This is a genomic window from Streptomyces sp. NBC_00878 (assembly GCF_026341515.1).
Taxonomy (GTDB): domain Bacteria; phylum Actinomycetota; class Actinomycetes; order Streptomycetales; family Streptomycetaceae; genus Streptomyces.
On sequence record NZ_JAPEOK010000001.1, the window covers coordinates 134222 to 154226 of the forward strand.

Genomic DNA, 20005 nt, shown 5'->3' on the forward strand with positions numbered 1-20005 from the left:
GTTCCCTCTCATGGTTCCTGTCACCGCGTCGCCCGTGCGTATCGAGGCATCCGTCGATCCCCGGCTCTCCCGATGGCTGTGGCTGGTGAAGTGGCTCCTCGCCATCCCGCACTACATCGTGCTGTTCTTCCTGTGGATCGGGTTCGTCCTCGTCACAGTGATCGCGTTCTTCGCCATCCTGTTCACCGCTCGGTATCCCCGGTCCCTCTTCGACTTCAGTGTCGGCGTACTGCGATGGAACTGGCGGGTCAGCTACTACGCCCACACCGCGCTCGGCACCGACCGGTACCCGCCTTTCACCCTCGCGGATGTGCCGGACTATCCGGCGCGTCTCGACATCGCCTACCCCGCGCGCCTCTCGCGTGGCCTGGTCCTGGTGAAGTGGTGGCTGCTGGCGATCCCGCAGTACATCGTCGTCGCGATGTTCGCGGGTGGCTGGGGATGGGGCGGAGGCTGGGACGACGACGACGGCGGCTGGCGGGGCGGCGGGCTGATGCCCTTCCTCTCTTTCGTCGCCGTGGTCATCCTGCTGTTCACCGCCCGGTACCCGCTGCACCTCTTCGACTTCCTGGTGGGCCTCGCCCGGTGGGTCGCGCGGGTGACCGCCTATGCCGCGCTGATGACCGACCAGTACCCGCCGTTCCGTCTCGACATGGGCGGGCAAGAGGCCACGCCGGGCCCCCGGCCGGACTCACCGCCGACCGCGCCGCCGGCCTCCCCCATGACAAAGAGCTGAATCCACAAGGGAAACCCCGAAACCGCCCTGCCAGACGATCCACCCGGCAAACTGCCGCCCCCGGCCGGCACGAGCACCCCCCGAACAACGTCACACCAAGTCCCTGAGCCGCCCTCAAGATGACGGCAGCTCAGTGTTGGGTCTGTCGGCAGGCACTCGCTCGATGCGGGTCCAGCCCTTCCAGGAGCTGTTCGGCTTCGTCGAGGTAGTGCGTGGTGAGCAGCACCGTCGTTCCGTAGCCTGCTAGCTCCTTGACCGCATGCCACACCTCGATACGTGCCTCGGGGTCGAGCCCGGCCGATGGATCACCCACGGCTCAGATCCCGGATGGGCCTGGATCAGCGTCAGTGGAAGCAGGAGCGGGTGAAGCGGTCGGCGACCGGCAGTACCGGGTCCTGTCAGGAACTGCTGCGCTGTCAGGTGCGGGAGAGGGCCCGCCGATCAGAGGACCCGTTCCTGGTGGTGATCGACACCCCGTCCGTGCGCGCGGCCGCCTCATGGGGATTACACCGGCCGCTGCCCGACTCGGGCTTCCCCCGTACAGGCCCCCGGGAAGCACATGACGTCGTCGGCCAGGGCACCGCGTCCCTTCCGGCCTTCCGGTACGTCGGCCTACTTCAGGCCACCGGTCACCAGGTCGATACGCCAGTACCGCTGCAAGGACAGGAAGAGCGCGATGACGGGGACGACGGACAGCAGTGTGCCGGTGATCACCAGCGAGTACAGGGATGCCTGGTTGGCGCCATGGCGCAGCAGGCTGTACAGGCCGACCGTCAGCGGGAACTTGTCGTCGCTCGTCACCATGACGAAGGGCAGCAGGAAGTTGTTCCAGATGACGATGAACTGGAGCAGGAAGACGGTGATCAGTCCGGGTGCCATCAGCCGCAGCCCGATCGCGGAGAACATCCGCCACTCGCTCGCCCCGTCCATCCGCCCGGCGTCGAGCAGTGAGTCGGGTACGGAGGCGGCCGCGTAGATGCGGCACAGGTAGATGCCGTAGGGGTTGAACAGCTGGGGCAGGATCACCGCCGGGTAGCTGTCGGTGATGCCGACCCGGGCCAGCAACAGGTACTGCGGCACGGCCAGCACGACCTGCGGCAGCAGGACGCCCGCCAGGATGGTCTTGAACAGCAGGGTGCGGCCGCGGAAGCGGTACTTGGCTATGGCGTAGCCGGTCGCGGCGGAGACGGCGGTGGCCGCGAGCCCGCCGACCCCCGCATAGAGGAAGCTGTTGAACATCCAGTGCCAGAACACGCCCGAGTCGTACGAGGAGAGGTCGGCGATGTTGTCCACGAGGCCCGAGCCGAACGAGGGCAGATAGGTCGCGGTGGAGAACAGTTCGCTGCGTGACTTGGTGGACGCGATCAGGATCCACAGCGTCGGCACCAGGCAGTAGACCGAGCCGAGGAGCAGTACGGCGGTGGGCAGTACGGCGATGCCTCGGCGGCGGGGCCGCTCGGTCCGGGTGGCGGTCACCGGGGGCGCCACGGGACGGGCGGGCGAGTCGATCGTCATCGCTGCTCCTTGCCTACGGCTCCGGCGGCGCCCCAGCGGGTCTGGGCGAGACGCCCGACGAGCAGGGAGACGGCGAGGATGCCGACCGCGAAGACGACCGAGGTGGCCGCCGCGAGATGGATGTCGGAGTCGACGAAGGCATCGGTGTAGATCTTCATCAGGGGAACCCAGGTCAGGGAGATGGCGTTCGACAGCGGCTGGAGTGTGTTCGGCTCGTTGAACAGCTGCAGGGCGGCGAGCACGGTGAACAGGGTGCACATGGCGATGGCGGGACGGATCAGCGGGACCTTCACCCGCAGCGAGATCTGCAGTTCCGAAGCCCCGTCGATCCTTGCCGCCTCGTAGATCTCCGGCGGCAGCCCGCGCAGGGACGTGTACATCACCACCATGTTGAAGCCCACCGCGCCCCACACCGCGATGTTCGCAACCGAGACATAGACCATCGAGGTGCCGAAGAAGTCGACGTCCCGCCCGCCGATGGGGCTGGTCGCGGGCAGATAGAGGAAGCCCCACAGGAGTGTGGCGATGACACCGGGCACCGCGTACGGCAGGAAGATGGCCAGCCGGGTGAACCGGGTGAAGCGGGCCCGTGCGGTGTCCAGGAGGAGTGCGAACAGCAGGGCGAGGAGCACGGTCGCCGGTACGGTGATCGCGCCGACGAGCAGCATGCGCAGCACGCTGTGCCACAGCTCGGAGTCATGGATCACGGCGGAGTAGTTGTCCGGACCCGCGAAGACCGTTCTGCTGCCGGTGCCCAGCATGCCCCCGCTGACCTTGCGCTGCTGGAAGCTGAGGAGCAGTGCGTAGGCACCGGGGGCGACCACGAACAGCAGGAGGAGCAGGGTCGCGGGCAGGACCAGCAGATACGGCAGCCGGCTCTGGCCCGCCCTGCGGCCCCGCCGCGAAGTGCTTGTCGCCATCGACGTGTCGTCCTCATCGGATGAGTGGCTGGTTCGGTCACTGATGCCCGTTGCCGGTCTCAGTGCTTGGTGCCGGTACGGTCGCCCGGCGCGGGAGTCAGGGAGGCGCGCCGGGCGACCGGGTCGTCGGGGTCAGTGGAGGGTGAACCCGAGCTTCTTCATGCCGGCCGTCGTGTTGTTCTGCATGGTGTCGAGCGCCCCGGTGAACGAGCTGCCGGACTGCAGCGCCGCGCCGAAGCTGTCCCGGTACGCGGAGAAGGTCACTGTGACATTCGGGCCCCACATCGAGAAGCTGCGTGCGCCCGGTGCGACCTTCCTCACCTCGGCGTAGTAGTCCGGCTGATTCGGGAAGAAGGCCGGCGGCTGGTCGAGGATCGGCAGGGCGCGCCCGGAGGTCGAGGCCGGGTAGATGTTGATGTTCTTGACCTGGGCCGTCACCGCCTTGGCGTCGGTGTTCAGCCAGCTCGCGAACTCCGCGGCCTCGGTGGGGTGCTTGGAGTCGGTGGTGACCGTGATGGCCGAGCCGCCCCAGATGCCGGTGGTGGTGTCGCCCGCCGTCCAGGCCGGGAGCGGCGCGGCGGTCCACTTCCCCTTGGTCGACGGGGCGATGCCGCCGATCTGCGCCGGGGCCCAGGCCCCGGAGATCCAGGTGAGCAGGGTGCCGTTGTTCATCTCCTTGTTCCACTGCGGGGAGAAGGAGGGGTTCTTCTTGACCAGCCCCTTGTCGACCAGGCCCTGCCAGTATTCGGCGGCCTTGTCACTGGCCGTGCCGTTGATGTCCACGTGCCAGGAGTCGCCCTTCGTGGTCCACCAGTCCGCTCCCGCCTGCTGGGCGAGGCCGGTGAACCAGCCGGGGTCGGCGGCGTCGAAGTTGGTCATCGAGGCGCCCGGTGCCTTGGTGTGCAGCTGAGCGGCCACCTCCTCGTACTCCTGCCACGTGGTGGGCACCTTCAGGCCGTACTTCTTGAACAGATCGGACCGGTAGAACATCATCAGCGGGGCGAAGTCCTGCGGGATGCCGTAGACCTTGCCCTGGAAGCGGGTCTGGGCCAGCGTCGCCTCGTCGAAGTCCGCGACCGCCTTCTTCGTGTCGGCGGTGATGTCCCGGACCACGCCGTTCGCCACCAGGCCGGGCAGCGACTGGTACTCGACCTTCGCGATGTCGGGGGCGGTCTTCGCCTGGTGCGCGGTGATCATCTTGCTGACGAGCTGGTCACCGCCTGCCGGGTTACTGAGGGCGACCTGGACGTTCGGGTGCGTCGAGTTCCACAGGTCGACGACCTTGTCCATGCCCGGGTCCCAGGCCCACATGGTCAGGCGGACCTTGCCGCCACTCGGTGCTGATCCGCTGTCGGAGCCCCCGTCCCCGCCCCCGCAGGCGGCGAGAACCAGTGTTGCGGCCAGCGTGGCGCCTGCGACTGCGGCGAATCTGGTCTTCATTGGCCAGTGCTCACTTTCGTGTCAGAAGAGGGCCTGCTGCGGTCGTCCCGTCAGTGAGGCCGTCGCCCGGTGGTCCTCCTGGGACCTGAACCCATGGCCGACCACGAGTCGACCTGTTCCGACTTTGACTTCGACTTAAGCTAAGTCGCGGCAGAGGTCGGGTCAATATGGCCGACGTACCGAATTACGACGTGTCGATTTCTTTATGAGAGGAAGTCCGCGCCGGGCGGCGGACGCAGGGGCCGGCTCGCGCAGCAGGGCCGCCTGACCTCCTGCACCGTACGCGCTGGGGCGTGTGGACGGGAGCCCCCCGCAGGTCGCGGATCAGGGCGATACGGACAGCGTGTCGTACTCCACCGGGTGGGCGAGGGACAGCCCTGCGGCCACCCCCAGCACCTCGTCCACGGCAGCGGCGCCCCGCCGCGTGGGCTCTCCGCCGAGCGAGCCCGCGATGTGCGGGGTCAGCACCACGTTGGGCAGATCGCCCCAGCGATGAGGCGGCGGCCAGCGATGAGGCGGTCGCCGTCGGCACGCCCTTGTCGGCCCTGCAGGATCATCGCCGACGTGTACTCCGTGACCGGGATCGCGTTGCCCCAGGCCGCCGAGCCCGGATGCCCCGCTCGAAGCCGGCCCTGTCCAGGTGCCCCTTGACCGTGCCCGCCGCGTGCAGCTCGACAGGCAGCCGTGGCGCCAGGGCCAGTACATCGGCGTCCACCCGTGGACAGCCCCGGCCGGTCAGCGGGATGTCGGCCCTGACGAGCGCGGCACGCGCGTGCCGAGCGGAACTCCCGCAGCGGCGGCCCCGGCTCGATCTCGCAGCGCGCCGAGCTCGGCGACCGCGGTGATCGCTCCGGGCGGGCGCGGACGTCGCGGGGGAAGAGCCGGTCGGGCAGGTGCCCGGCCATGGCCGCCGCCACGAGCGACTGCCCGTCCCCCGCCGGGTCGTTCACCGGGCTGCCCAGAGCAGCCCGCGCGTGGTGAGCGCCCTTACGGTGGGCTCGCGCAAGTCGTCCGGCCGGTGCCCCAGGGCGGAGAAGAAGACGCGCCCCCGCCCCCACTGCCTGGTCCATACGACGGGCATGCTGACCGGCCGCTCGCCCTGCCCCGCGGCGCCCGGAGCGACGGTGGTGGACGCGAGTACCGTGCTGAACGCGTCGGTCAGCATCCAGTACTGCTCGGTGACCACCGTCATGTCGGGCAGCCCGGCGACGACCGGGTGCTCCCGGTGCTCCGGCTCGACACGGACCCGGTACTCCAGGAACTCCTCCGGATGGTGCAGGAACAGGCCGCCGACCATGCGCAGGTACGCGGGACTGTCGTAGAACGTCGCCACCACGCCGCCGTGCCAGCCGGCGAAGCCGGTGCCCGCCTCGACGGCCGAGACGAGCCCCGCGCTCTGCTCCTCGGTCAGCCGGCCCTCGCTCCAGCACTGCACGACGAGATCGGTCCGCGCCATCAGGTCCGCGTCCGCGTAGACCTCAAGGTCCTCCCGCACCGTGACCGCGAACCCGGCGTCGGCCAGCGCGGGCAGGAACAGGTCGGTGCACTCCCGTGGGGAGTGGCCCTCCCAGCCGCCGCGGACCACCAGCGCCGTACGCGCCGCGGCCATCAACGGGTCGCGGGGTCGGCGGTCCACGACGGCAGGGTGAGCGGTGTGCGCTGGAGACCGATCCACTGCCGTTTCGTGAAGCCCGCCATCTGGTCGTCCGCGCCGTGCCGCGCGTGGGCGTCGTTGACGTGCACCTCGCCGGCGTCCAGCCGCTCGGCCACCGACAGGCCACGTATGAGGTCGGCGGAGAACACCGAGTTCATCAGCATGGGAAGCCCGTTGGCCACGGCCACCGCCTCCTCCTGGTCGTCCACGGCGGTGACCGGGAGGACCGGGCCGAAGATCTCCTCGGTGAAGGCGGGCATCTCGGGCGTCACCTTGGCCAGCACGGTGGGCCGGTAGAACAGTCCGTCGAAGGTGCCACCGGTGAGTACCTCCGCACCCATCTCCACCGACGCCTGCACGATGGCGTGCACGCGGTCGCGCTGGCGTGCGCTGACCAGGGGGCCCAGATCCGCCGTCCCGCCCATCGGATCCCCGACCCGCAGGGCGGCGGCGCGGCGGGTGACGGCGTCGAGATAGCGGTCCGCCACCGCCCGGGTGACGATGTGGCGGCTGGCGCTGATGCAGGTCTGCCCCTGGAACTCCAGAGAGGCGACCATCGCGCACGAGGCCGCGAGGTCGACGTCGGCGTCGTCCAACACCAGGAAGGCGTTGCTACCCCCGAGTTCGAGCCGGACCGGCCGCAGCGTGGCAGCCGCGGAGGCCGCGATGGCGATGCCGACCTCACGGGATCCGGTGAAGTCCAGCAGATTCAGGCCGGTGTGCTCGGCGAGCGCGCGTCCCGCCTCCGGACCGTCGCCGGTCACCACGTTGAACACACCCGGCGGCAGTCCGGCGGCCCAGGCCGCCTCGGCGAGCACCTGGCCGCCGATGATCGGGGTGAGCTCGGCGGGCTTGAGCACGACGGTGTTGCCGAAGGCCAGCGCCGGCGCCACCGCACGCATGGCCAGGTTGACCGGATAGTTCCAGGGCGTGATCACACCGATCACCCCGAGCGGCACCGCCCGGGACATCGAGAGCTTGCCCGCCTTGTACGGCGGCAGCACGTCGCCGGCGTTCTCGCTCGCCTGGATCATGGAGATCTGCAACTGACGGATGCCGGTGGACACCTCGTCCTCGGCCTTGGCCCGCACCCCGCCGGTCTCGCGCATGCTCTGCTCGACCAGCTCCGCGTGATGCGCCTGGAAGAACTCGGCCATCCGCCGCAGGCCCGCCGCGCGCTCGGGAGCGCTCAGCGCCGCCCAGCCCGGCTGAGCGGCCCGCGCCGCGCCCACCGCCCGCCCGACATCCACGGCGCCGCCGAGGGCGTACGTACCGATCACTGCACCCGTGGCCTTCTCCACGACGTCGGCGGTGCGCCCCGATGACGCCGGGCGAAACGTTCCGTCGATGTAGAGCTGTGCCACGGGGAACTGAGACGTCATGAAGACTCCACGGAGGTCAGGGAGACTTTGGCTTTGACTTAAACTAAGAGGCGAAAGTCATCGGCGTCAACCAGTCCCACCGCACAGCAGATCTACGAAAGGGCTACGCCCAGGCCTCGGCGCCGGACCCCGACCCGGACACGACCGTCGGCCGCCGGCCGCCAGTCCCCAGCAAGTGCGCCACCGGCAGGGTGGCGGCCCCCATCGCCACAGCCTCCTGCCCCAGCCGCCCGACCTCGATCCGGGTACGCCCGCGCAGATACGACAGGGCGTGCCGCTCGGCCGTCTCACGCACGGTGGGCAGAACCACCCCGCCCATCACCGAGCCCGCCCATCCGGAGAGCACCACGAGGTCGGGGTGGAGCAGGTTGATCAGGTTGCCGATCCCGATGCCGATGTACTCCCCGACCTTCTCCAGGGTCTCCATCGCGACCGGGTCGGTGGCCGCCCGTGCCGTCAGTTCCGCGAGCCGGCTCTCGGTCCCGGAGGCACGGAACGGCTGACTGCCCAGCGTGGCCTGGTACCGGTGGAGGATGGCGTCGGCTCCGACGTACGCCTCCAAGCAGCCCCGCGAACCGCAGCGACAGGGCAGCCCTCCGGCGTAGATCACCGTGTGTCCCCACTCGATCGTGGCGGGGGCCAGGCCCGCGACGCCCCCCTCCGTGCCCGACCCGAGGGCCGCTCCCACCCCGACCCCGATGAGCGCGGTGACCACTCGGTCGGCGCCCTGCCCCACGCCGCGCCACATCTCCGCCTGCCCCAGGGTCCGGGCGCAGTTGTCCAGCATGAGCGGTGCGGCGACCCCGGGGGCGAGCATCTCGCCGAGCGGGACACCGGACCAGCCGAGCGTCGGCGCGTGCACCAGCATGCGCCCGGGAATCCGTTGGTCGGGCTGGACCGCACCGGGCACACCGAGGCCGACGCCGAGCAGGTCGGCGGGGTCGACGCCCGCGGCGCGGGTCACGTCGGAGATGCCCTGGAGCACCAGTGCGGCCACCGATTCGGCATCGAGCCGGGTGTCGGCGATCGGGTAGACCTCGGAGGTGATCACGGACAGGGTCCAGTCGAACAGCCCGATCCGGATGTGCGTCTCACCGATGTCCACCCCGATCACGGAGCCGTAGTCCGGGCGGATCTCGAGCACCGAGCGTGGCCTGCCCCCGTCGGAGTCCTCCGAACCGCCCTCCGCGATCAGGCCCTCGGCGAGGAGTTGGGAGACGACATTGCTCACCGTCGCGGAGCTGAGGCCGGAGGCACGGGTCAGCCTGTTCCGGCTGGTGGGTCCCTGCACATACAGCGCGGAGAGGATGACGGACCGGTTGTGCCGCCGCAAGTCGCTGGTCGTTCGCTTCACCACGGGTTTCACAGGACAGAGTCTGCCAGTCCACGGCTCCTCGGATCCTGCCACGTCCGCCTGGCCACCTCCGCCCATGCCCCCACCCCCTCGCGGCCGCCGCGATGTGCGCGCGGTTCCCGGATTGACCGTTGTACTCGCGGGTCCCGCTCGGCGTATCGGACCGGGTCATCGCAGCTGGTGGCAGGCCTGTGGATCCGCACCGGCGACCCGGCGCGGTCACCGGCCCGGCACGAAAGCCCGGCAGCCCGCCCATGGCGGCCCGGCGGTCATCAGGACGCCCACGGCTGACGAAGCCGAGCCCGGTCCCCCTTGTCTACGGGATCCCCACCTCGAACAGCACATACCCGGCGTACGATCCCGACGCGACGGCCGCGATGCCGAGCAGCAGGCACAGCGTGGGCAGGCCGAGGGTGCGCAGTTTGACGGCCAGGGGGATGAAGAGGGGGAAGCACGGGAGCAGATAGCGGGAGACGTTGCCGAATATCTGTTGGCTGCCCAGGACCAGGGCGATGGTGAGCACTGTGTGGACGAGCAGGACGGCCGGTGGGCGCAGCCGGATCAGGAGAGGGAGCAGGAGTGCGGCCAGCAGGACGACGGCCACGCCGATGACGTCTTCGAGGGGGTACGCGAACAGGTAGTCGAAGTCTCCGACCGCGATGGAGCTGAAGACATCGACGGTGTGTTCGCCGTAGTCGAAGGTGTGCGCCCAGGCGCCGGTCTGGAGCGTGAAGTAGCCGGCCGGATCGCCCATCCGGTTGCCGACCCAGAGGAGGTAGCCGACCAGACCGAGCGGCGCTGTCGCCATCGCGATCCATGGGCCCGCGAGGTTCTCCCGGCGGCGGTGGAGCGTCCGCAGCGCGGCGACGGTGAGGGCGGCGATGAGCGCGACGGCGGTGGGGCGGCCCAGGCCGGCAGCGAACGTGAGGACGCCCGCGGTGAGCCAGCGATCGGTCATGACGGCGTGGCAGGCCCAGACGGCGAGGGCGATGTAGAGGGAGTCCGAGTAGGCCGACCACTCTGTGCCGGAGCCGGGCCAGACGGCCCACAGTCCGGCGGCCGCCAGTCCGGCCCGTCGGCCGCCGAAGCGGGCGGTGACGGCGTAGATGCCGAGTGCGGCGGCGAACGAGGCGACGACCGAGACCAGCATCCCGGAGCCGTACAGACCCAGGCCGGTGCCGTCGGAGACCAGTCGCATCGTCGCCGGGTAGAGCGGGAAGAAGGCCGCCGAGTTGCCTTCGAGGGTGATCAGTCCGGTGGCGCCGGGGACTTTGACGAGCGCGGGGTGGTAGCCGTGTGCGGCGATCTGCTGGTACCACCAGCCGTCCCAGGAGGCGAGTACGTCCCACACGTGGGCGCCGCCGCCGAAGCGCGGGTTCCTCGTCCGGAAGCCACCGTCCGAGTCCAGCAGGTACATGAAGACGGAGAAGCCGATGAGCTTCAGCACGCCGTACAGCGCGAGCACGGGGCCGTAGTGCCTGACCGTACGGCGCAGGTGTGTGCCAATGTCCTTGGAGAGCAAGGCAGTTGAGGTGCCGGGCGCGGCTTCGGCGACGGGCGGGGCCAAGGTCGTCGTGTCGCTCATATCGCGGTCTCCTCCGCCTCTCGGCGGTGCCTGGCGGGGAACACCCAGGCCCGAAAGAGCAGGAAGCGTACGAGAGTTGCCACCAGGTTGGCGGCGATCAGGACCCCGACTTCGGTGGTGCGCGCGGGAGTTGGTGTCGTGTGGTGCAGGAGTGCCAGTGAGCCGCTGGTGAGGGCCAGGCCGACCGTGAAGACCAGCAGGCCCTGGGCCTGGTGGCGCAGTGCGCCGGTACGGCCGCGCAGTCCGAAGGTGAGGCGGCGGTTCGTCGCCGTGTTGGCGAGGGCGCAGACCAGCAGGGCCAGCGCGTTGGCGGCCTGTCCTCCCGTCCGGGGGCGCAAGGCCACGTACAGCAGGACGTATCCGACGGAGCTCACCGCTCCCACGGCGGCGAAGCGCAGCAGTTGACCGGCCAGGCCGCCCGAGGGTGAGCCGTCGGTGGCCCGGCGCAGTCCCGCCGTCGGGAGCGTGCCGTACGCCAACTCCCGTCCTATGCGGGCGATTCCGCGCAGGTCTGCCAGTGCCGTGGCGAGGATGTCGACCCGGCTGTCGGGGTCGTCCACCCAGTCGACCGGCACTTCGTGGATGCGCAGTCCGGCCCGTTCGGCGATCACCAGCAGTTCGGTGTCGAAGAACCAGCCCGAGTCCTTCACCAGGGGCAGCAGCCGCTCGGCGACATCACGCCGTACCGCCTTGAAACCGCACTGCGCGTCGGAGAAGCCGACGGCGAGGGTGGAGCGCAACAGGGCGTTGTAGCAACGGGAGATGGCCTCCCTCCTGGGGCCGCGCACCACCTGGGAGCCATGGGCCAGACGGGTGCCGATCGCGATGTCGGAGTGGCCGGAGATCAGCGGGGCGACCAGCGGAAGGAGCGCCGCCAGGTCGGTCGACAGGTCCACGTCGACGTAGGCGAGCACGGGCACCCGTGACCGGGACCAGGCCGCGTGCAGCGCCCGGCCCCGGCCCTTCTCGGCGAGCCGCAGCCACTCCAACTCGGGTAGCTCGGCGGCCAGTTGAGCCGCGATGCGCGGGGTCGCGTCGGTGCTGGCGTTGTCCGCGACGGTGATGCGGAACGAGTACGGGAACGTCTCCAGCAGGTGCGCGTGCAGCCGCCGTACGCTCGGCTCCAGGTCCCTCTCCTCGTTGAACACGGGGACGACCACTTCTAGGACGGGTTCGCGGTGGTGTGCCGACACCGGTGTGCGGAGCGGTAGTTGACTCACCTGATTCGTCGGTATTGTCACGTTCCATCCAAGTCTGTGGGCCGTCGAAGGGCATGCCGATATCGCCGGCGGGCAGTACCGCGGTCAGGGATTACGGGTGGGGGTGGCTGGCGGGACGGGTTACCCGGAGCCCGCCGTGCCCGCGGTCGCGGACGTCTCCGTCGTCGGCGGTGCCGTGGTCGGCCTCGTCGAGGTGTCGTACCCCGTGGACGCGCCGGCCGTCCGCGTGCCGGAGAGCGGCGGTACCGTGCCGGTCGCGGTCAGGTCCGAGGACGGGGTGGTCGAACTCCCGGTCGGGGTCCCGGTCGGGGTGGTGGGTGGCACGGTGATGTCTGTGGGTGTCGGGTCGGTGGCCCCGCTCTGGGGCGCGTCCGGCGTCCGGGTCGGAGTGGGGCTCGGGAGTGTCGGGCTCACGGCGGGGCGCGGCAGCGGGGCCTGCGGCCTGCTGTCCACCCAGTCGTTCGGAAGCAGGAAGAAGCCGAGGCCGATTCCGGCGGCGGCCAGGACTGAGCCGACGGCCCTCCGCGCCACACGGACCCGGCGCCTGGCCCGCACACCGGACCGGAGACGCGTCCGGTGCCTCGGTTCGAAGGGGGTCGTTTCCTGGGCGTCGCGCATCATCCGCGCGAGCTCCCGCTCGAATTTGTCCATCAACTCCCCCTCATCCCACCGGCTCGATGACATCGCCGAGGATCCGGCGCAATCGCGCCACGCCCCGCGACGCATGGGACCGGGCGGTGCCGACCGGACACCCCAGCGCTTCGGCGACCTGCTTGTCGGGCAGGTCCAGGTAGTAGCGCAGGACCACGGCGGCCCGCTGCGCCGACGGCAGTTGGGCCAGCGCCGCCTCCAGTCGTGAGCGCTCCGCCACGGCGGCGGACACATCGTCCACCTCCGCGAGGTCGGGCAGTTGCTCGACCGGGCGCTCACCCCACCAGCGCCGCCGCGCCGAACGGGCCGCCGCCCGCGCCAGGATCTTGCGCACGTACGGCTCCGGTGCCTCCTCCGCAACCCTCGGCCAGGCGAACCAGAGCTTGACCATGGCCTCCTGGAGCAGGTCCTCGGCGCGGTGCCGATCACCTCCAACAAGCAGACAGGCCAGATGGAACAACGCCGACCAGCGCGCTGCCACGAACCCGTCGAACCCGTCGGCCCGACTCTGTTCCATCCGTACCGTCCCCGTTCAGGCAAGCCCCTTACACAGAGAGAAAGGCAGTGAACCCCTCACCGCGCTGCACCTCAGTACTGTGATCTGGGTTACATCCCGCTCCGGGGTGCGGCGAGTACCCGTACTCGTGCCTTGGGCTACGAGGTCGTCGAACGCCCGTCGCAACGCATGCGACTACGAGCGACTGCCCCAGCACTCCGAAGCCCAGCCATATCGCACCTTCGTGGCCGAGATCGCGAACGGTACCGACGATGGTCCGCCTGACGAAGGTGGTCTGCTGCCCCTGGGAGAGCAGCCGGACGGCTGGGGGCAGCGGCTGTCCCCAGAAGCCAACAGCCGGGCGGCCGTCGCGTGGTCGTGTCCGGCCCCTGCCTGGACCCCTATCACCGGCCCCCGCAGGATCAGGGGTGTCCCAGCGCCCGCCGGACGCCCTATCTCTTTCGTGTGCCCTCGTACCGCGGGGCCGCCCGGCGCACGGACCACCCCGTGCCCCACCGATCTGCCGGCCGATTCCGACCCCACGGGGGTTATCCAGTGACGGACGAAGCACAGCTCGTCGAGTACATCCGACGCCTGACCGGTGACCTGCGCCAGACCCACAGACGGGTGAAGCAGTTGGAGGACGCCGGCCGCGAGCCGCTGGCCGTCGTCGGTATCGGCTGCCGTTTCCCCGGGGGCATCGCGGGCCCGGACGAGCTGTGGCGGCTGGTGGACGAGGGCCGGGACGCCGTGGGCGCGATGCCCACCGGGCGGGGCTGGGACTTCGACGCCCTCTTCGCCCCGGACCCGGACGCGCCAGGGACCAGCCACGCCCGCGAGGGCGCCTTCCTGCACGACGCGGCCGAGTTCGACGCCGGCTTCTTCGGAATCTCCCCGCGTGAGGCACTGGCCATGGACCCGCAGCAGCGGCTGCTCCTGGAGACCGCCTGGGAGGCGCTGGAGCACGCCGGGATCGATCCGGCCTCCCTCGCCGGCAGCCGTACCGGCGTCTACGCCGGGCTGATGTACCACGACTACGCCGGTGAGTTGTCGACCATGCCGGACGAGGTGCAGGGCTTCCTGAGCACCGGGAACTCCGGGAGCGTGGTGTCCGGGCGGGTCGCGTACGTCCTCGGCTTCGAGGGCCCGGCGCTGACCGTCGACACCGCCTGTTCGTCGTCCCTGGTCACCGTGCATCTGGCGAGCCGGGCGCTGCGGTCCGGCGAGTGTGATCTGGCGCTGGCCGGCGGTGTCACCGTCATGTCGACGCCGTCGACGTTCGTGGAGAACTCCCGGCAGGGCGGGCTGGCCGCCGACGGCCGCTGCAAGTCGTTCGCGGACGCCGCCGACGGCACCGGCTGGGGCGAGGGCTCGGCGATGCTCGTCCTGGAACGACTGTCCGACGCACAGCGCGACGGCCATCGGGTGCTGGCCGTCGTACGCGGCTCGGCCGTCAACCAGGACGGCGCCTCCAACGGGCTCACGGCGCCCAACGGGCCGTCCCAGCAACGGGTCATCCGGGCCGCGCTCGCCGATGCCCGGCTGACCGCCGCCGACATCGACGCCGTGGAGGCCCACGGCACCGGCACCACACTGGGCGATCCGATCGAGGCACAGGCGCTGCTGGCGACGTACGGCAAGGAGCGTCCCAAGGGGCAGCCGCTGCGGCTCGGGTCGGTCAAGTCGAACCTGGCCCACACTCAGGCCGCCGCCGGTGCCGCCGGGATCATCAAGATGGTGATGGCGATCCGGCACGGCCGGCTGCCCCGCACCCTGCACGTCGACACGCCCAGCACCCAAGTCGACTGGAGCGCGGGAGCGGTGACGCTCCTCACCGAGCCGTGCGACTGGCCCGACCTGGACCGGCCGCGCCGCGCGGCCGTCTCCTCCTTCGGAGTGAGCGGCACCAACGCCCACGTCATCCTGGAACAGGCCCCCGAACCGGACGAGACCGACGAGACGGACCCCGCCCGCTCCCCCGCGCTGCCCGCCGTCCCCGTCCTGCTGTCGGGCCGTGACCCCCAGGCACTGAGAGCTCAGGCCTCACGCCTCCACGATCATCTGACCCACGCCGGCGCACCGCCCCTCCTCGACGTCGCCCACTCCACCGCCGTCACCCGCGCCGCCCTGGACGAACGGGCCGCCGTCGTCGCGGACAGCACCGAAAGCCTCCTGGCCGCGCTCAAGGCGCTCGCCTCCGGTGAACCCGCGCCCGGGGTGTTCACCGGGCACGCCGAGGACCGCGCCACGGCGGTCCTCTTCACCGGGCAGGGTGCCCAACGCCCCGGTATGGGACGTGAGTTGCACGACGCCTTCCCCGCGTTCGCCACCGCCCTCGACGAGGTCTGCGGCCACCTCGACACGCACCTCGGCGGCTCGCTGCGGGCGCTGATGTTCGCCGAGCCGGACACGGCGGAAGCGGCCCTGCTCGACGAGACGCGGTACACACAGGCCGCCACGTTCGCGCTGGAGGTCGCGCTCCACCGGCTGGTCGAGGGGTGGGGCGTGGTGCCCGGCCACCTCGCCGGGCACTCGATCGGCGAGCTGACCGCCGCACATGTCTCGGGGATGCTGTCGCTGCCGGACGCGTGCGCGCTGGTCGCCGCCCGGGGCCGGCTGATGCAGGCGCTGCCGGAGGGCGGCGCGATGGTCGCGCTGGAGGCCGCCGAGGACGAGGTGGCCCCGCTGCTGGCAGGCCAGGAGGACACCGTCGCGCTGGCCGCCGTCAACGGCGAGCGTTCCGTCGTCGCCTCCGGTACGACGGCCGCCGTCGCCGCGATCGCCGAGCACTTCGCCGGAATCGGCCGCCGCACCCGGCAGTTGAAGGTGTCCCACGCCTTCCACTCGCCGCTCATGGAGCCGATGCTGGACGAGTTCCGGGCCGTCGTACGGACCCTGGAGTTCCATCCCCCGGCCGTACCCGTCGTCTCCAGCGTCACCGGCACACTCCAGGAGCCGGACCGGTGGGCCGACCCCGACTACTGGGCCCGGCAGGTCCGTGACACGGTCCGCTTCCATGACGTGCTGCGCACCCTGCGCGCGGCCGGTACGACCGCCCAGTTCGAGCTGGGCCCGGACGGCGCCCTGACCGCGCTGGCCGAACCCGGCGACGACACCCTGCTGAGCGTCGCCGCGCAGCGCCGCGACCAGCCCGAAGCACGGGCCCTGGTCGGTGCGCTCGCCGCCCTTCACACCGGCGGCGTCGCCGTGGACTGGGCGGCGTTCTTCGCGGGCCGGGGTGCCCGTGCCGTCGCCCTGCCCACCTACGGCTTCCAGCGGCGCGACTACTGGCTGCGCCCCAAACCCGGGGCCCGCGGCCGGTCCGCCGCCGGACTCGCCGCCGCCGGGCATCCGCTGCTCACCGGGGCCACCGGCGTCGTCGGCACCGGGCTGCACATCCTGACCGGCCGACTCGGCCTGGACACCCACCCCTGGCTCGCCGACCACGCCGTCGGCGGCACCGTCCTCGTCCCGGGCACCGCCTTCGTCGACCTCGCCCTGCACGCCGCCTGCCACAGCGCCGTCGGCGCGGACGTCGGCGCGGACACCCTCACCGTCGGCGAACTCGTCCTGCACGCCCCGCTGACACTGCCCCCGACCGGCGCCGTCCGCGTCCAGGCCGTCCTCGACGCCCCCGACACCGAGGGCACTCACACCTTCACCGTTGCCTCCCAGCCCGAGAACGCGGTCGACGACACCTGGACCGTGCACGCCGAAGGCACCCTCGGCACCACCCCGGCCACTCCCCCACGGCCCCTCGACGCCTCCTGGCCGCCCGCCGGGGCCACCGCCCTGCCCATCGAGTCGCTGTACGACGGCCTCGCCGCCGGCGGCTTCGCCTACGGCCCCGCCTTCCAGGGCGTACGACGGGCCTGGCGGCACGGCGACGACGTGTACGCCGAGGTCGCCCTCCCCGAGGCCGCGTCGGCCGACGCCGACGCGTTCGCGCTGCATCCGGCGCTGTTCGACGCCGCCCTGCAGGCGGCCGTCCACGCGGGCGGCCCCCTCACCGAGGGCGGCGACGGGGGCAGGCTGCCGTTCGTCTGGGACGGGGTCGCTCTGTACGCCACCGGCGCGACCGCGCTGCGCGTCCGGATCACCCCGACCGGCCCCGACACCCTCGCGCTGGCCCTCGCGGACCCGGCCGGTGCACCCGTGGCGACGGTCAACTCGCTGACAGTGCGGGCCGCTCCGGCCTCCCTGACCGCCGCGCCGGTCACGGACGCCGCCGAGGGGCTGCATCTGCCGGGCTGGGAGGAACTGGCGCTGCCCGAGGAGCCCGCCGTCCCGCACGAGCGCTGGGCTCTGGCCGGGGTGGAGAGCGACCTGCTGCCCGGCGCCGTCCATTTCCCGGACCTGACGGCCGAGGCGGACGCCGACGCCGTACTCGTCGCCCTCGATACTCGAGGCGACGTTCACGACGCGACCGGGCGTGCGCTGGGTGTCGTACGGGACTGGATCGGTGCCGAGCACGACAAACGGCTCGTCGTGCTGGTGCGGGGCGCGGTGCGGGTCGGCGAGGACGAGCCCCCGCCCGACCCGGCCGCAGCGGCCGTCTGGGCGCTGCTCGGATCAGCCGCCCACGAGAACCCCGACCGCATCACCGTCCTCGACTGGGACCGTGACGAACGCTCGGCCGCGGTCATCGCCCGCGCGGCGTCGCTGCCCGAGCCCCGCCTCGCCCTGCGCGCCGGTGCCGTCCACACGCCCCGGCTGGTGCCGCTGGCCGGGCACCCGGCGCTGCTTCCACCCGCCGACGGGCCGTGGGTCCTGGACCGGACCGGTGACAGCGGCACCATCGACGACCTGTCCCTGACTCCGGCGGCGGACGATGTCACCGCGCCGCTCGCTCCCGGGATGGTCCGGGTCGACGTCCGTGCCGCGGGCGTCAACTTCCGGGACGTCGTCGTCGCCCTCGGGATGGTGCCGGCGCTGCGCGGCCTCGGCGGTGAACTCGCCGGTGTGGTCCGCGAAGTCGGCCCCGATGTGCCCGGTCTGAAGCCTGGTGACCGGGTGCTCGGGCTCGCGCCGCGCGCCTTCGGGCCCGTCGCCGTCACCGACCACCGCTGGCTCGCCCCGATGCCCGACGGCTGGACCTTCGCCCAGGCCGCCGCCATACCCGTCGCCTATCTCACCGCCTACTACGGGCTCGTCGACCTCGCGGGCGTCCGGCCCGGTCACAAGGTCCTCGTCCACGCCGGCGCGGGCGGTGTCGGCACCGCGGCCGTCCAGTTGGCCCGGCATCTGGGCGCCGAGGTGTTCGCCACCGCCAGCTCCGGCAAGCGGGACGCGCTGCGCGCCGCCGGGCTCGACGACCAACACACCGCCGACTCCCGCACCTTGGGCTTCGCCGACCACTTCCTGGCCGCCACCGGCGGGACCGGCCTGGACGTCGTCCTGGACTGCCTCGCCGGGGAGTTCGTCGACGCCGGTCTGCGGCTGCTGCCCCGCGGCGGACGCTTCCTGGAGATGGGCAAGACCGACATCCGCGAACCGGAGGCAGTGGCCGCCACCCATCCTGGCGTGGCCTACACCGCGTACGACCTCAACGAAGCACCGCCGGACCGGATGCAGGAGATGCTGCACACCGTGCTCGCGCTGTTCGCCGACGGCGCGCTGACCCCACCGCCCCTCACCACATGGGACGTACGCCGGGCCCGGGACGCGTTCCGGGCACTCAGCCAGGCCACACTGGTCGGCAAAGCCGTCCTCACCCTGCCTCCTCCTCTGAATCCTGACGGCGTGTTCGTCGTCACCGGCGCGAGCGGAAACCTCGGCGGGCTCCTCACCCGACACCTCGTCAGCCGGCACGGCGCCCGGCATCTGCTGCTCCTGAGCCGCCGGGGCCCCGAGGCACCCGGCGCGGCCGAGCTGGAGACGGAACTGCGGACCGCCGGCGCTGTCGAGGTCACCACGCTCGCCTGTGACGTCGCCGACCGGGCCGCCCTGCACGGCGTACTCGCGGGACTCGACCAGCCGGTCACGGCCGTCGTGCACACCGCCGGTGTCCTCGACGACGGCCTCGCGGCAAGGCTCACCGACGAGCAACTGCACCGCGTACTGCGGCCGAAGACGGACGCCGCCGTCCACCTCGACGGCGTGCTGCGTGAACTCGGCCACGACCCCGCCCTGTTCGTCCTGTTCTCCTCCGCCTCCGGCCTCACCGGCAACCCCGGGCAGGCCAACTACGCCGCCGCCAACGTCTCTTTGGACGCCCTCGCCGCCCGCCGCCGGGCCGTCGGCCACGCCGGGCTCTCGCTCGCCTGGGGCGCCTGGGAGCAGTCCGGTGGCATGACCGCCGCACTCAGCGATACCGACCAGCGCCGCATGGCCCGCTCCGGACTGCGCGCGCTCACCGCCGAACACGGACTCGCCCTCTTCGACGCCGCGCTCGGCGCCGACACCGACACCCTCGCCCCCATCGCCCTGGACACCGCCGCCCTGCGAGCCCAGGCCGAGGCCGGCACCCTGCCGCCCGTCTTCCGGGGCCTGGTCCGCAACCCCCGGCTGCGGCGCGCGGCGACCGCCGGCCCCGGCACGGCCGAACCCGGCCTGGCCGAACGGCTGGCGGCGCTCTCCGAGGCGGAGCGCGACCGGCTGCTCCTCGACCTCGTCCACCGGCACACCGCGACCGTCCTCGGCCACAGCGCCCCGGGGGCCGTCGCCCGACACCGCACCTTCCGTGAACTCGGATTCGACTCTCTCACCGCCGTCGAACTGCGCAACAGCATCGGAGCCGCCACCGGCCTGAAGCTGCCCGCCACACTCGTCTTCGACCACCCCACCCCACAGGCCGTCGCCACGCTCCTGCTCGACGGACTCGCACCGCCCGCCGCCTCCCCGGCCCAGAACGCCCTGGCCGCACTGACCGCACTGACCGCGGCGCTCGCCGAGGTCCCGGCCGACGATCCGGACCACGGCCTGCTCGACGACCGGCTGAACCGACTCTGGGAGGGCCTGCGCGAGCCCGGCACCACCGCGGAGCAGAACCTCACCGCGGTCACCGACGACGACCTGTTCGCCATGGTCGACGACGGCTACCGCTGAGCCCA

At 71.6% G+C, this 20005-nt stretch carries 13 protein-coding genes and 2 pseudogenes; 3 read left to right on the top strand and 12 right to left on the bottom strand.

Annotated features, from left to right (window positions below):
* Window positions 1-10 precede the first annotated feature (10 nt).
* Window positions 11-736 (top strand): DUF4389 domain-containing protein, encoded by a 726-nt coding sequence (locus OHA11_RS00560; RefSeq protein WP_266490838.1) that lies wholly within the window; start codon window positions 11-13, stop codon window positions 734-736.
* A gap of 172 nt (window positions 737-908) precedes the next feature.
* Here OHA11_RS00560 and OHA11_RS00565 read toward each other — a convergent pair.
* A pseudogene (locus OHA11_RS00565) lies at window positions 909-1049 on the bottom strand (ABC transporter ATP-binding protein); the annotation flags it as partial.
* 89 nt (window positions 1050-1138) lie between these two features.
* Between OHA11_RS00565 and OHA11_RS48270 the strand changes: the two are divergent.
* Window positions 1139-1231, top strand: a pseudogene (locus OHA11_RS48270) (IS5/IS1182 family transposase); the annotation flags it as partial.
* Between the two features lie 117 nt (window positions 1232-1348).
* Here the strand turns inward: OHA11_RS48270 and OHA11_RS00575 are convergent.
* The 11 genes from OHA11_RS00575 to OHA11_RS00625 form a co-directional block, all read right to left on the bottom strand.
* On the bottom strand, window positions 1349-2251 hold the full coding sequence (locus OHA11_RS00575) for a carbohydrate ABC transporter permease (RefSeq protein WP_266490840.1): 903 nt from the start codon (window positions 2249-2251) through the stop codon (window positions 1349-1351).
* Window positions 2248-3171, bottom strand: a complete 924-nt coding sequence (locus OHA11_RS00580; RefSeq protein WP_266490842.1) for a carbohydrate ABC transporter permease — start codon at window positions 3169-3171, stop codon at window positions 2248-2250. The genes OHA11_RS00575 and OHA11_RS00580 overlap by 4 nt, the downstream gene beginning before the upstream one ends.
* 132 nt (window positions 3172-3303) lie before the next feature.
* Window positions 3304-4611, bottom strand: coding sequence for an ABC transporter substrate-binding protein (locus tag OHA11_RS00585; protein ID WP_266490843.1), 1308 nt, complete (start codon window positions 4609-4611; stop codon window positions 3304-3306).
* 324 nt (window positions 4612-4935) lie between these two features.
* Complete coding sequence (locus tag OHA11_RS00590) at window positions 4936-5082, bottom strand: hypothetical protein (RefSeq protein ID WP_266490845.1); 147 nt, start codon at window positions 5080-5082, stop codon at window positions 4936-4938.
* Window positions 5083-5557: 475 nt separating this feature from the next.
* A complete protein-coding gene (locus OHA11_RS00595; protein WP_266490847.1) occupies window positions 5558-6247 on the bottom strand; it encodes a ThuA domain-containing protein in 690 nt (229 codons plus the stop codon).
* A complete protein-coding gene (locus OHA11_RS00600) occupies window positions 6220-7647 on the bottom strand; it encodes an aldehyde dehydrogenase family protein (protein ID WP_266490849.1) in 1428 nt (475 codons plus the stop codon). Before OHA11_RS00600 ends, OHA11_RS00595 begins: the two co-directional genes overlap by 28 nt.
* A 103-nt stretch (window positions 7648-7750) precedes the next feature.
* Entirely contained in the window at window positions 7751-9004 is a 1254-nt protein-coding gene (locus tag OHA11_RS00605) for an ROK family transcriptional regulator (RefSeq protein ID WP_266490850.1), read from the bottom strand.
* 313 nt (window positions 9005-9317) lie between these two features.
* On the bottom strand, window positions 9318-10586 hold the full coding sequence (locus OHA11_RS00610; RefSeq protein ID WP_266490853.1) for a hypothetical protein: 1269 nt from the start codon (window positions 10584-10586) through the stop codon (window positions 9318-9320).
* A complete protein-coding gene (locus tag OHA11_RS00615; RefSeq protein WP_266490856.1) occupies window positions 10583-11806 on the bottom strand; it encodes a bifunctional glycosyltransferase family 2/GtrA family protein in 1224 nt (407 codons plus the stop codon). Before OHA11_RS00615 ends, OHA11_RS00610 begins: the two co-directional genes overlap by 4 nt.
* A gap of 120 nt (window positions 11807-11926) precedes the next feature.
* Entirely contained in the window at window positions 11927-12457 is a 531-nt protein-coding gene (locus OHA11_RS00620; protein ID WP_266490858.1) for a hypothetical protein, read from the bottom strand.
* 10 nt (window positions 12458-12467) lie between these two features.
* The gene (locus OHA11_RS00625; RefSeq protein WP_266490861.1) at window positions 12468-12974 is read right to left on the bottom strand and encodes a SigE family RNA polymerase sigma factor; all 507 of its coding nucleotides are present in this window, start codon (window positions 12972-12974) and stop codon (window positions 12468-12470) included.
* Between the two features lie 534 nt (window positions 12975-13508).
* On the opposite strand from OHA11_RS00625, the gene OHA11_RS00635 reads away from it, so the two are divergent.
* Window positions 13509-20000 (top strand): type I polyketide synthase, encoded by a 6492-nt coding sequence (locus tag OHA11_RS00635; protein WP_266490863.1) that lies wholly within the window; start codon window positions 13509-13511, stop codon window positions 19998-20000.
* The last annotated feature ends 5 nt before the right edge of the window (window positions 20001-20005 follow it).